Below are 12,833 nucleotides of genomic sequence, written 5' to 3' on the forward strand. Positions count from 1 at the left end.
CGCCGAACCGATGGCCGCACACATCCGGTCTCACCCGGAGATGTCGTCGTCACCCGCCATGTCTGGTCTCCCTGGTCGTACCGCTGACCCAACGGGCCCACTCTACCAACGGATCTTTCTCGTGCCACCGGGTTCCCGGGCTGCCCCGGCATGGGAGGCTAGGAGACGTCGAAGAGGCGCAGCCCGTCGTACTCGGCGAAGTCGGCGAAATCCTTGCCGTTGAACGTCGCGAGCGGTAGCCGGTCGACAAGGCAGCACGCCGCGATCCACGAGTCGTTGGTCGGCCGGGGCCGCCCACGGTGCTGCGCTCGCGCCTGAAGATGCCCCCAGGTCACCGCCACGGCCTCGTCGAAGGGCAGCAGGACGGTCCCCGACCGCCAATGCGCGAGATCAGCCAACTTGCGCGGCCCCCAACTGCGCAGTGCCGTCCACTTGGTCAGTTCGCCGAGCGTCACGAAGGTCACGCAGAGGGTCTTCCCGGCCAAACGGGCTCGGAGAGGGTCCGACAGCCGCCCGCGAAGGATTGCCGACGCCACGTCGGTGTCGAGAACGACGAGGCTCACGCTGCGCCGGCCCGACGGGAGGCGTACAGGTCGGCGAGGAATTCGTCCAACTCGTCGTCTGACTCGAACAGATAAGGGCGCGCCAGGTCGTCCACGGAGGCGACAGGTCGAACGCCCTGGCGGCGAGCCAACTCCTCGGCTGGGACATGCTCGGCCGTCGGCCACTCGGGTATCCGCTCCGCGTTACTCGACGTCACGGCTCACCTCCTGGTTGTCGTCTGGTCGATTGTCCCACTCTCTCCGCCTACTGAGCGCCTCTCGCGGCGGTGTCGGGTCGACGTTTCGTCCTGCTCACCGGGACCGGTACTCGACCTCGGGGCGGCCGGGGGTGCCGTAGCGGGGGGTTCGGACTGCCCTGTCGATGGTCACCAGGTATTCCAGGTAGCGGCGGGCGGTCACCCGGGAGATGCCGGTCGCCGCGCTCACCTCGGTCGCCGACAGCCCCACCTGGGCGCCGGTCCCGTCGGCCAGCGCGGCGCGTACCCGATTGAGGGTCTGCGCGTCGAGCCCCTTGGGCAGGCTGTGCCCGGCGGTGCCGCGCAGGGTGGCGAACATCCGGTCCACGTCGTGCTGGGCGGCCACCTCACCGTCGGCGAGCGCCTGGGCGCGGTAGTCCGCGTACCGCTCCAGCTTGTCGCGGAACGCGGCGAACGTGAACGGTTTGAGCAGGTAGTGCGTCACCCCGAGGGACACCGCGGTCCGCACCACAGCCAGGTCCCGCGCGGAGGTCACCGCGAGCACGTCGACGCTGCTGCCGGCCGCGCGCAGCGCCCGGCAGACGTCCAGGCCGTGCAGGTCGGGCAGGCGAAAATCCAGGAGTACGAGGTCCACGTCGTCGCCGCCGCCCGCCCGAAGCGCCGCCATGGCCGCCCGCGCGGTGTGCGCCACACCGACGACCACGAAACCGGGAACCCGTTCGGTGTACGCACTGTGCGCCTCGGCCAGCAGCGGCTCGTCCTCGACGACCAGCACCCGGATGTCGGTCATGGCCGCCTGCCCGGCAGTCGAACGGTGAACAGGCTGCCGCCGTCGTCCGAGCGGGTCACCTCGGCGCTACCGCCGTGTCGGCGGACCACCTGCCCGACCAGGGCCAGACCGAGGCCCCGTCCGGTGCTCTTGGTGGACCAACCTCGCCGGAACGCGTCCGCCACCCGTTCCGGGGCCAGCCCCGGCCCGCTGTCGGCGACCCGGATGACCAGTTCGTCGTCGACAGCACCGATGAACACCCGTACGCGTCGAGGCGCGGGTGTGCCGGCCACCGCCTCCAGGGCGTTGTCGACCAGGTTGCCGACCACGGTGAGCAGGTCGCCGGTCGGCAGTGGGCTGTCGTCGAGGCGGCAGTCCGGCTCGACGACCAGGTCCACCCCGCGTTCGCCGGCCTGCGCGGACTTGCCCAGCAGCAGCGCGGCCAGCGCCGGTTCGGTCACCGCGCCGACCACCCGGTCGGTCAGTTGCTGGGCGAGGGCCAGGTCCCGGGTGCCGAGCCGGACGGCCTCGTCGGCGCGACCCAACTCCACCAGGGTCAGCACGGTGTGCAGCCGGTTGGCCGACTCGTGGGTCTGCGCCTGCAACGCCTCGGTCAACGCGCGTACCGAGTCCAGCTCACTGGCCAGGGTGCGCAGCTCGGTCTGGTCCCGCAGGGTCAACACGGTGCCGAGCACCGCGCCCTCGAAGCGGGTGGTCAGCTGGTTGGCGACGAGGACCCGGTCACCGGCGAGGATCGGCTCGTCGCGGGCGTCGCGCCCGGAGCCGAGCAACTCGGCCACGGCCGGTGGCAGGTCGACCCCGGCGACCGGCTGGTCGGTCACCGGTGCGTCCGCGTCCAGCCCCAGCAGCCGGCGCCCCTCGTCGTTGACCAGCGCCACCCGTCGGTCGGTGGTCAGCACCACGAGACCCTCGCGGACGGAGTGCAGAACGGCGTCGTAGTACTCGTACATCCGGGTCATCTGCGCCGGGCCCAGACCGTGGGTCTGGCGACGAAGCCGGCGACTGAGCAGCCACGAACCGGTCGCGGCGAGAGCCAGAGCCGGTGCGGCCACACCGAACAGCACCGGCAACTGGCGCAGCAGCTTACGGTCGATCGCCCGGGTGGTGATGCCCACCGAGACCAGACCGACGATGCGCCGCTGCTCGTCGTACACCGGGACCACCGCGCGCACCGACTCGCCGAGCGTGCCGACGTTGGTGGTGGTGAACGGGTGGCCCGCCAGGGCAGGTCCGATCTCGCCGACGAACGGTTCGCCGATCCGCTCCGGGGTGGGGTGCGAGAACCGGGTGCGGTCGGGGGCCATCACCACCACGAAGTCGGTGCCCGTGGCCTTGCGGGTCGATTCGGCGTACGGCGCAAGGACGCGCGCCGGGTCCGCGGTCGTGAGGGCCGCCCGGACGTCGGGGGAGCCGGCCACCGTCTGCGCAACCGCGAGCACCTCCTCCTGCGCGGCCTGGCGGGAGTCGCTGCGGGCCAGCCAGACGGCGCCCGCCGCGCCGGCCAGCACGAGCAGCGTCACCACCACCGCCTGGAGGGCGAAGAGCTGCCCCGCGATGCTCCACTGGCGTCGGGCCACCCTCCACCCCCTTTTCGTGCGCCGCCGCTGCTGCTGCGGTCGCGGTGAACAGAATGACCGCAAGGCTGTCAACTGGTGAGAGGCACTTCACATTGTTGACATGGACACCGAATCCACCACCTCAGCGGCGCCTCCGGTCCGCCGGGACCGTACCCGTTACCTCTACCTGGCCGTCATCGTGGCCGTGGTCGCCGGCATCGTCGTCGGCCTGGTCGCCCCCGATTTCGGCAAGGAACTCAAGCCGATCGGCACCGGCTTCGTCAACCTGATCAAGATGATGATCAGCCCGGTCATCTTCTGCACCATCGTGCTCGGCGTCGGCTCCGTGCGGCAGGCCGCGAAGGTCGGCAAGGTCGGCGGTCTCGCCCTCGGCTACTTCCTCACCATGTCGACGGTCGCGCTCGCCATCGGCCTGGTGGTCGGCAACCTCATCCACCCCGGCTCCGGTCTGGACCTCGGCCAGGACCTTGCGGGCGCGGGCAAGGCCGCCGCCGGCGACGAGGCCGGCGGAACGGCGGACTTCCTGCTCGGGATCATCCCGACCACGCTGCTCTCCGCGCTCACCGAGGGCGAGGTGCTCCAGACGCTGCTGGTGGCCCTGCTGGTCGGCTTCGCCGTGCAGGCCATGGGTCGACGCGGTGAGCCGGTGCTCGGCGCGATCGCCGTCATCCAGCGGGTCGTGTTCAAGGTGCTCGCCATGATCATGTGGCTGGCGCCGGTCGGCGCGTTCGGGGCCATGGCCGCCGTGGTCGGGGCGACCGGCGTGGACGCGCTCAAGAGCCTCGCCCAGATCATGCTCGGCTTCTACGCGACCTGCCTGATCTTCGTGCTGGTGGTCCTCGGCGCGCTGCTCTGGTTCGTGGCCCGGATCTCGATCTTCTCGCTGCTGCGTTACCTGGGCCGGGAGTTCCTGCTGATCCTGTCGACCTCGTCGTCGGAGTCGGCGTTGCCGCGGCTGATCGCGAAGATGGAGCACTTCGGGGTCAGCAAGCCGGTCGTCGGCATCACCGTGCCGACCGGTTACTCCTTCAACCTGGACGGCACGGCGATCTACCTGACGATGGCGTCGCTGTTCATCGCTGACGCGCTGGGCAAGCCGCTCTCGATCGGCGAGCAGGTCTCGCTGCTCCTGTTCATGATCATTGCCTCGAAGGGCGCCGCCGGGGTCACCGGCGCCGGGCTGGCGACGCTGGCCGGCGGTCTTCAGTCGCACCGGCCGGACCTCGTCGACGGGGTCGGCCTGATCGTCGGCATCGACCGGTTCATGTCCGAGGCGCGGGCGTTGACGAACTTCGCGGGCAACGCCGTGGCGACAGTGCTGGTGGGGACGTGGACCGGGGAGTTCGACCGGGACCGGGCAGCCGAGGTGCTGCGCGGTGACGACCCGTTCGACGAGGCCACGATGCTCGACGACCACGACGCCTCGGACGAGGACGAGACGCCGGCACGACGGTCCACCGAGGAGGCCGGCGTCCCGGCCTGACGTCGGCCCGACGGGTCAGGGGTCGCGCCGGCCGGGGGCGGGCGCGACCCTGGCCGCGCTGAATGCTCGTCGCCGGGATCCGTGCACCGTCAGGGTCGTCGCTCGCACTCCTAGGGGCGGGCGAGTGGGTCGTTGCGGAAGGCCTGGGGGGACATCCCGAACGTGGCCGTGAAGACCCTGCTGAAGTGGGCCTGGGAGCGGAAACCCCAGCGGGCGGCGATGCTGTGGATGGGCCGCCCCCGGAGCAGGGGATCGCGGAGGTCGCGGGCGCACCGATCCAGGCGCTGCCTGCGGATGATCTCGGCGACCGTCTGGTCCTCGGTCTCGAACACCCGGTGCAGGCTGCGGAGCGAGATGTGATGAGCGGCGGCGACGGCGCTCGGCGACAGGTCCGGGTCGGCGAGGTGCTCGTCGATGAACGCCTTGACCATCATGCGCAGGTTGTGGCCGCGCACCTCGGTCGGCAGGGTGTCGGTGAGGTCCAACCGCTGGGCGACCATCGCGGAGATGAGGTCCCGCACGACGGTGCCCAGGAGCGGGATGTCGCGCTCGTGGTACTGCTCGGGATGGGTCATCACCTGGTCGACGAACTGGTCGAGCAGCACGCCGATCCCCTCGGTGGCGGAGATGCTCGTGCCGAGCAGCTGCGAGATCTTGTTGGGATGCACCGGCAGGAGGCCGTGCGGGACGAGGATCGTCCGGGTGGTCAGGATGCCCTCGTGCTGTGACCGGCCCTGGTGTGTCGACTGATGCGGTCGGGACGTGTCGACGATGGCGAAGCTGCCCGGCGTGAAGTGGTTCGCCCGCCGTTCCTGCTCCACCCCGCCCTGCCCGGACAACGGGAGTGCGAACTGGTACATCTCCGGGTCGCTGCGGCGGATGAAGGTGCCGGTCCGCTGCATGTCCAGGGAGGGGTACCGCCAGGTCGACAGCACGACCTCGCCCAGGCTGATGACCTCTGCCCGGGCCCGGAAGTCCGCTGCGTGGGCACTGTGGATGCGCATCGGCACCGACTCGCGTGCCACCAGGTCGTGCCAGTACCCGAACCGCTCAGCCGGGGGCACCACGGCGGTGTCCGCCGAGCCTACGGTGAGCACGGGCTGCCTCGATCCTTGTCGGTGCATCGACGGGCCAGGATGGCGCTACCGCATGAGCCTACAAGATCAACGAGTGCGGTCCCAGGTCCGACGGGATCAGTTGAGACGAGCCCGGTCCAGCCCCAGCTCCTGAGGTGGTTCACGACCGCCAGGCGTTCGGGCACCCATGACCCGGAAGGAATGGCCTCCCCCTGGTCTGGTGCGGCACGCGGTGTCCGCATTCTTTCCGCGGTCTGCTGGGCCGTCACGGCGAGGACCGCCAGCCCGGCGGCTGGCAGGTCGTTGGCCTGACCCAGGAGATGGCCGGCGAATTCCCCGACGCATTCCGAGTCGTCTCGCGGTGAAGGATGCCCAATTATTGCCAACCGCCACGTCCGGGACTTGGCTCACTCCGATAGGGCTCTTCCCCGCAAGGGCTGGCGAATAGAAATACCTCGACGATCGAGGGTGCTACGAAGACGCCTGCGGCGAGCGCCGACCCCAGGAGCAATGTCGTCGCGTCTCAGGTGGCGACCGCCGATGAGGGCCACCCGGCCGCCCGGCACCCCGACGAGGGGTACGGGCTTTCCCCGGCGAGTTCGACTTCATTCGATATCAATAACGACTGGTCGACATACGTGTTGGTAACATCGCGGTGGGCTACAGTTGTCGTGGTGCTGACGCAATTGCTCCGGAAGGGCCGATGGTTGCCTGTCGACGGCACTTGTGACATATCCAACTGTCGCTTTTCCGGCCGCCGTCAAAATTGGGCACGTAACCATTGCCGGGTACCTTCCTGTCGTGCCCGACGCTCCTCGACAGTTGATTGCCGACCGTTATCGGCTGGTCCGCCCGCTCGGCCAGGGTGGAATGGGTCGCGTGTGGCAGGCCCGTGACGAGATGCTGCAACGGGACGTGGCCATCAAGGAACTGGTGGCGCCCCCGGGCCTGCGCGACGACGAACGCCGGGAGCTGCGGGAGCGGTCCATGCGCGAGGCGCGGGCCGTCGCCCGCCTGGGCCACCTCAACGTGGTGCGCGTCTTCGACGTGCTGCACTCGGACGACGACCCCTGGATCGTGATGGAGCTCGTCCCGTCCCGGTCCCTGCACCAGGTGCTCGAAGCCGAGGGGCCGATGCCGGCGGACCGCGCCGCGCGGATCGGGCTGGGTGTGCTGAGCGCGTTGCGGGCCGCACACCAGGCCGGTGTGCTGCACCGGGACGTCAAACCCGCCAACGTGCTGCTCGGCGACGACGGTCGGGTGGTGCTCACCGACTTCGGGCTGGCCACCCTCCCCGGGGACCCTCGGATGACCCAGACCGGAATGGTGCTCGGCTCGCCGGCGTTCCTCGCGCCGGAACGGGCCACCGATGGCGACGTCGGGCCGGCAGCCGACCTGTGGTCGCTCGGCGCCACCCTCTACGCGGCGGTCGAGGGGCGTACCCCGTACCAGCGCTCGTCACCGATCGCCACGCTGGCAGCCCTGGCCACCGAAGCACCACCGCCGGCCCAGCGCGCCGGTCGGCTGACCCCGCTCCTGGAAGAACTGCTGCGCCGGGAGCCGGATCAGCGGATCACCGCGGATCAGGCGGAGCGGCTGCTGCGCCAGGCCGCCGAGCCGGACGGGGCAACCGCCCGCGTGGGCGCCACCGGCACCGGACCGGCCGCCTTGGTGAACACCACTGGCGGTGGACCCCGTCCCAGGATCGTGCCCGAGTTCGTCAGCACCGCGCCCGTCGCACCCGCGCCACCCGCCGATGCGGCCCCACCAGCGCCACCGACTCAGGCCGGCCCGCCCGCCGAACCGGTCGCACCCGCACCGCCGACGGTCGCGCCGGGCTCATCCGTGCCGCCGGCCGAGCTGGTCCCAGCCGTGCCGCCGGCCGTCGCCGGTCCGACGCTGTGGAAGCCGGTCGGTAGGCGTCGGATTCGGCTGATCGGCTCGGTGACAGCCGTCGCGGTGCTGCTCGTCCTGCTGGTCACCGCGTCCCTGTTGAACCACGGCCCGTCCCGCGGTACTGGTGACGGCGCGGCGGCGGCGCCGACCGGGAACCCGTCCGCGATCGCCGAGACGCCGGTGTCCCGGGTACTGCCACCGCCACCGGCGGGCTGGCGCTACTACCGCGACGATCCCCGCTTCCTTGTGCCGGTGCCGGACGGCTGGCAGGCGCGGCGCGACGGTGAGCGGGCCGAGTTCCGCGAGCCGGACGGCAGTCGGGTCCTCGTCGTCGGCGAACTCCGGTCCGTTCCCACGGATCTGGTCGCCGAGCTGCGGGCGCGGGAGGCAGCGCAACGCCGGCAGTACGCCGACTACCGCCGGGTCCGGCTCGCCGCACTGCCCTACCAGGTGCGGGCCGCCGAGTGGGAGTGGACGTACACCGACGAGGACGGGACGCCCACACAGATGGTCAGCCGGGCGTTCGTCGGTCACAACGGGCACGCGTACTCGATCGACTGGACCACGTCCGCCGCCGAATGGGCCGCGAGTGCGGCCGTCTTCGCGCTGATCGCCGATGGTTTCCAGGGCTTGCCGGTCGCCGCCGGTCCACCGTCCGGATCCGCCGGCCCGCCACCCCCGGCGAGCGCGGGGCCGCCGTCGCCAGGGGCGGGCAGCGGTACGACGACAGCTCCGGGAACCTCGGCACAGCAGCCGTCGGCTCCGCCGCCGGCCTCGCCCACACAGGCCAGCACGCCCGCTGGCAAGCAGATCTCCAGCTTCGCCAGCGACCGGTGCATCGACATCCCCGACGGCAACGCCACAGCTGGTGTCCGGTTGCAGATCTGGGACTGTCGTCGTACCGCCAAGCAGCTCTGGACCTTTCCCGCGGACGGCACGGTCCGTTCGATGGGCAAGTGCCTGGATGTCGCCGGCCACTCCACAGCGGATGGTGCTGCCGTTGTGCTGGCGGACTGCTCCGGCGCCTCGTCGCAGAGGTTCACCCTCAACAAGGCCTACGACCTGGTGAACACCAGGGCGGACAGGTGCGTCGACGTGCTCGACGGAAACCCGGACAACGGCGCCCGGTTGCAGATCTGGCAATGCACCGGCAACGCCAACCAGAAGTGGCGGGCCAACTGAGCGCTGACGGCGGACGCTCTGATGGTTACGGTCGTGGATGTCGTGGTTCCCCGACCGTCCGAGGAGTGATCGCATGTCTCCCTCTCCGTCCCGGCTGTTCTCGCAGATAGCGACCGCCGAACGACCGGCTGAGACACATGTGGTCATGCGACGTGCTGTGGTGCTCGGCGGCAGCATGGCCGGGCTGATGGCGGCGCGCGTGTTGAGCGATGTACGGCCAGGGCATGACCTCCGCGATGCTGCACGCGTCCTGCCTGTCGGCGTACCTGCGGTCCGGTCCGAAGCCGCACGACGAGCCGGCGCGGGCGTACTTCGACCAGGTCCGGGTGGTCGTCGACGCCGCCTGGCAGATCTCCACCACCGCCGACATCGAGCTCCCGCACGTCGACGGGCCGTACCCGCCGGGGTACCGGGTCACCAAGTGGTTCGGTGACCTGCTCTTCCGGACGTCGCTGACCGATCCGGTGCTCAACGCCCGGCTGGGCCGGGTCACCACCATGCTCGACCACCCGGCGACCCTGAGCCGCCCCGGCACCCTGCTCCGCGCGCTCCGGCTCAGCCTGCTCCGAGGCGCTTGACGCTGACCGTCGGCTCTCGGTGCTGATTCGCCCCGAAACCCGCCGTTCCCGACCGGCTCCGGGGAGAATGGGTTGCCGGGGAGGGGTGTCGCGACGAGCCCGGGGGAGCAGGCGTGCCCGCAACCAGCCTCCTCGGCCGCCTGCGGCACCGTGACCCCGGGTACGCCGTCCTGCGACGTGCCGCCCGGCTGACGCTCGTGGCGTCCGTCGTCTTCTACGGCTCCCGTTACGGCGCCGGCAGTTCGGTGCTCGCCACCTACGGTCTGTTCGGCACGATCGCCGCCGGGGCGTTCGCGCAGCTGCCCGGTCCCGCGCCGCAACGGGCGCGGATCCTGGTCATCTCGCTGCCGGCGGTCTGGGCGCTGATCGCGGCGGGGTCCCTGTTGGCCTGGAGCACGTGGGCGGCGGCCGGCGGAATGCTGGTCATCGGGTTCGTCGTGGCGTTCGGCGGGGTCGGCAACCCGCGCCTGGTGGGCTGGGCCAGCGCGTTCCAGCTCTTCTACATCCTGGCGTCCTTCCCGCCGTACCAGCCGGACACCCTGCCGCAACGTCTCGGCGGCGTCACGCTCGCCATCGTGCTGCTCGCCGCGGCCGAGGTGCTCATCTGGCCCGACCCGGTGCCGGTCTCCTACCGGCAGCGACTCGCTGAGGCGGCCGACGGCGTCGCGGCGTTCCTCGACACCACCGCCCACGCGCTGACCGAGCCAAACGCGGACCACGCCGGCCGGGACGCGCGACGCCAACGGGCGTACGACGTCGTCGGCCCGCTGGATCTGGGCCGTAACCCTCCGGCGTGGGCGCCCACCGCGGCGGGCGCTCAGGACCGTGCGTTGCGGATCTGCGCGGCGGCGCTGCGGGAGGTGCTGGCCAAGGCGGACCGGTTGGCGGCGGACGTCCCACCGGAACCGATCCCGGACCTGGCAGCGGCGCGACTGCTACGCGTCGGCGCGGACACGACCCGGGCGGCCGGTCGTAGCCTGACACCGAGCGCTGCGCCGGTGGACCTCGGCGGTCTGGACGCCGTGGTCGGGTGGGCCGAGGCGGCGGTGGCCGAGAGGGACGACCAGCCGCCGGACGTGCCCCGGTTGTGCCGGGACGCGACGGCGCTGGCCCTCGCCGACCAGGTACGGGTCTTCGCCGTCGGTGCCCGACTGGCCACCGGGTCGCGACTCGACGGCGTGGACACCCCGCCGGGCCTGTTCGACTACGCGCGGCACAACGAGTGGACGCTGTACTGGTGGCAGTTCCGCTCCCATCTGGCGCCCCGCTCGGCCCACCTGCACAGCTCGTTGAGGCTGGCCGTCGCGTTGGCCGTCGCCCGGGTGGCCGCCGGGTTGCTGCAGCTCACGCACGGCTTCTGGGTGCTGTTGGCGACGCTCACTGTCCTGCGCACCTCGGCCGCGGACACCCGCTCCGCGCTGCGGCCGTCGGTGCTGGGCACGATCGCCGGCGCACTCGTCAGCGGCGCCGTGATGCTCGTCGTCGACCTGCCGATCGTCTACGCCGTCGTCCTGCCGGTCACCCTGATCCTGGCCTTCGGGGTCGGTCGCCTGCTCGGCCCGATCTGGCAGCAGGCGCTGTTCACGGTGCTGCTGACCGTCGTCTTCGCCCAGCTCGACCCGCAGGGGTGGCGGATCGCCGAGGCGCGGCTCGTCGACGTGCTGCTCGGCGCGGTGATCGGCGTGCTCGCCGGTGTGGCCATGTGGCCCCGTGGGGCGAGCCACGACCTGCGGCACAACGCCGTCCGTTACCTAGCGGCCAGCGCGGACGCGGTCGAGCAGACCGTCGAGGCGGTGCTCGGCGACGCTCCGTCACCGCAGGGTGCTGTCGACCGGGTACGTCGTCGGATGGTTCTGATCGACTCGTCGTACTGCCAGTACCACTCGGAGCGGCACGACCCGCACCGGCGGCAGGTCAACTGGGACGCCGTCCTGAGCGCCGGGCACCACGTGGTGCCCGGCGTCGGGTCACTGCTGCGGCGTAACCCGCCCGGCTGTCTCGCCGGCTGGCCCGCGGCTGCGGCGTTGCTGCGCGACGCCGTCGCACGCCTGCGCTCGGCGTACGACGAGGTGGCCGAGGAGGTGACCCATGGCCGGTCGTCGGGCCCGAGCCCCGCACCGATCACCTGTGTCGACGAGCTGGAGCGGGTCCGGCCACTGCTCGGCTCGGTCGACCCGCAGGCGGTCCGGCACCTGGTAGAGGTCGACAGGTGGCTCGCCGGACTCGCCGACACCCTCGCCCTCGCCCGGATCCGACGGGAGACTGCGGGCGAGGCGGCCGGGAAGCCCTGACCTGCCGACTCACCGCAGCAGGCCGCCGACGACTCACCGCGGCAGGCCGCCGATCGCCGATTGGCCGTGCCCGTCGTACACCGGTCCGCCTACCGTCGAGGTCATGGAGATCGAGCAGGCGCAGCAGTTGTGGAAGCCGGAGCCCGGTTGGTTGAACACCGCCTCCTACGGGTTGCCGCCCGAGCCGGCCTGGACGGCGTTGCAGGAGGCGCTCGCCCAGTGGCGGGTCGGCAGCAGCTCGTGGGAGGGCTGGGGCGACTCGGTGCAGCGCTCCCGTACCGCGTTCGCCGGCCTGATCGGCGTGCCGGAGGGCGACGTGGCGGTCGGCGCCTCCGTCTCGCAGATGCTCGCGCCGGTCGCGGCGGCGTTGCCCGCCGGCACGACGGTGGTGGTCCCGGACGTCGAGTTCACCTCCAACCTGTTCCCCTGGCTCGTTCAGGAGGAGCGTGGCGTCTCGGTCCGGGTGGTGCCGTTGGAGTCGCTCGTCGACGCCATCGACGCGGACACTGACCTGGTCGCGTTCAGCCTGGTGCAGTCGGCTGACGGTGCGGTCGCCGCGTACGACGACATCGTGGCCGCCGCCCGCGCGCACGACGCGTTGGTGGTGGTGGACGCGACCCAGGCGTGCGGCTGGCTGCCCTTCGACGGGAGCCGGGCCGACGTGGTGACGGTGGGCGGCTACAAGTGGCTGATGAACCCGCGTGGGACCGCGTTCACCTACCTGGCTCCGGCGCTGCGCGAACGACTGCGCCCCGACGCCGCCGGCTGGTACGCGGGCCGCGACCCGCACGCCTCCTACTACGGCCCGCCGTTGCGGCTGGCCGACGACGCCCGCCGGTTCGACATCTCACCGGCCTGGTTCAGCTGGGTGGGGGCGGCACCCGCCCTGGAGTTGGTGGCCGAGATCGGCGTGCCGGCGATCCAGGCGCACGACGTGGCGTTGGCCAACCGGTTCCGGACCGGGCTCGGCCAGCCGCCGGGGGAGAGCGCCATCGTCACCGTGGACGTGCCGGAGGCGGAGCGGCGTCTGGCAAAGGCCGGCATCCGGGCGGCGGTGCGCGCCGGGCGGGTCCGGGCCTCGTTCCACATCTACTCCACCGAGGCCGATGTGGACGCGGCCCTGGCGGCGTTGACCGGCTGATCACGGTGCGGGGGACGGCCGACTCCACGGTCGGCCGTCCCCCGGTCCCGTCCGGAGCA

Annotated in this window: 10 protein-coding genes and 1 pseudogene; 6 read left to right on the forward strand and 5 right to left on the reverse strand. The window is 71.6% G+C overall.

The window, feature by feature from the left end; all coding sequences use genetic code 11:
• Positions 1-158: 158 nt before the first annotated feature.
• From O7631_RS16220 to O7631_RS16235, 4 genes are all read right to left on the reverse strand, one after another.
• The gene (locus O7631_RS16220) at positions 159-563 is read right to left on the reverse strand and encodes a type II toxin-antitoxin system VapC family toxin (RefSeq protein WP_278144970.1); all 405 of its coding nucleotides are present in this window, start codon (positions 561-563) and stop codon (positions 159-161) included.
• Positions 560-760 carry a hypothetical protein gene (locus O7631_RS16225; protein ID WP_278144971.1) on the reverse strand — a complete coding sequence of 67 codons (201 nt, stop codon included), beginning with the start codon at positions 758-760 and terminating at the stop codon, positions 560-562. Before O7631_RS16225 ends, O7631_RS16220 begins: the two co-directional genes overlap by 4 nt.
• A gap of 94 nt (positions 761-854) precedes the next feature.
• Positions 855-1,550 carry a response regulator gene (locus tag O7631_RS16230; RefSeq protein ID WP_278144972.1) on the reverse strand — a complete coding sequence of 232 codons (696 nt, stop codon included), beginning with the start codon at positions 1,548-1,550 and terminating at the stop codon, positions 855-857.
• Entirely contained in the window at positions 1,547-3,127 is a 1,581-nt protein-coding gene (locus O7631_RS16235; protein WP_278144973.1) for a sensor histidine kinase, read from the reverse strand. Before O7631_RS16235 ends, O7631_RS16230 begins: the two co-directional genes overlap by 4 nt.
• 100 nt (positions 3,128-3,227) lie before the next feature.
• Here O7631_RS16235 and O7631_RS16240 point away from each other — a divergent pair, with 100 nt between their 5' ends.
• Positions 3,228-4,610: a cation:dicarboxylase symporter family transporter gene (locus tag O7631_RS16240; RefSeq protein ID WP_278144974.1), complete on the forward strand. Its 1,383-nt coding sequence runs from the start codon at positions 3,228-3,230 to the stop codon at positions 4,608-4,610.
• A gap of 110 nt (positions 4,611-4,720) precedes the next feature.
• Here the strand turns inward: O7631_RS16240 and O7631_RS16245 are convergent, their stop codons facing one another.
• Positions 4,721-5,707 carry a helix-turn-helix domain-containing protein gene (locus O7631_RS16245; protein ID WP_278144975.1) on the reverse strand — a complete coding sequence of 329 codons (987 nt, stop codon included), beginning with the start codon at positions 5,705-5,707 and terminating at the stop codon, positions 4,721-4,723.
• Between the two features lie 780 nt (positions 5,708-6,487).
• Here O7631_RS16245 and O7631_RS16250 point away from each other — a divergent pair.
• The 5 genes and pseudogenes from O7631_RS16250 to O7631_RS16270 form a co-directional block, all read left to right on the forward strand.
• Positions 6,488-8,227: pseudogene (locus O7631_RS16250) on the forward strand (serine/threonine-protein kinase); the annotation flags it as partial.
• Complete coding sequence (locus tag O7631_RS16255) at positions 8,213-8,764, forward strand: RICIN domain-containing protein (protein WP_278147954.1); 552 nt, start codon at positions 8,213-8,215, stop codon at positions 8,762-8,764. The pseudogene O7631_RS16250 and the gene O7631_RS16255, both read left to right, overlap by 15 nt.
• Before the next feature lie 224 nt (positions 8,765-8,988).
• Complete coding sequence (locus O7631_RS16260) at positions 8,989-9,342, forward strand: hypothetical protein (RefSeq protein WP_278144976.1); 354 nt, start codon at positions 8,989-8,991, stop codon at positions 9,340-9,342.
• Positions 9,343-9,455: 113 nt separating this feature from the next.
• Positions 9,456-11,633: an FUSC family protein gene (locus O7631_RS16265; protein WP_278144977.1), complete on the forward strand. Its 2,178-nt coding sequence runs from the start codon at positions 9,456-9,458 to the stop codon at positions 11,631-11,633.
• Between the two features lie 103 nt (positions 11,634-11,736).
• Positions 11,737-12,774, forward strand: coding sequence for an aminotransferase class V-fold PLP-dependent enzyme (locus O7631_RS16270; RefSeq protein ID WP_278144978.1), 1,038 nt, complete (start codon positions 11,737-11,739; stop codon positions 12,772-12,774).
• Positions 12,775-12,833 lie beyond the last annotated feature (59 nt).

The sequence above is a fragment of the Micromonospora sp. WMMD967 genome (genome assembly GCF_029626165.1).
Lineage (GTDB): Bacteria > Actinomycetota > Actinomycetes > Mycobacteriales > Micromonosporaceae > Micromonospora > Micromonospora taraxaci.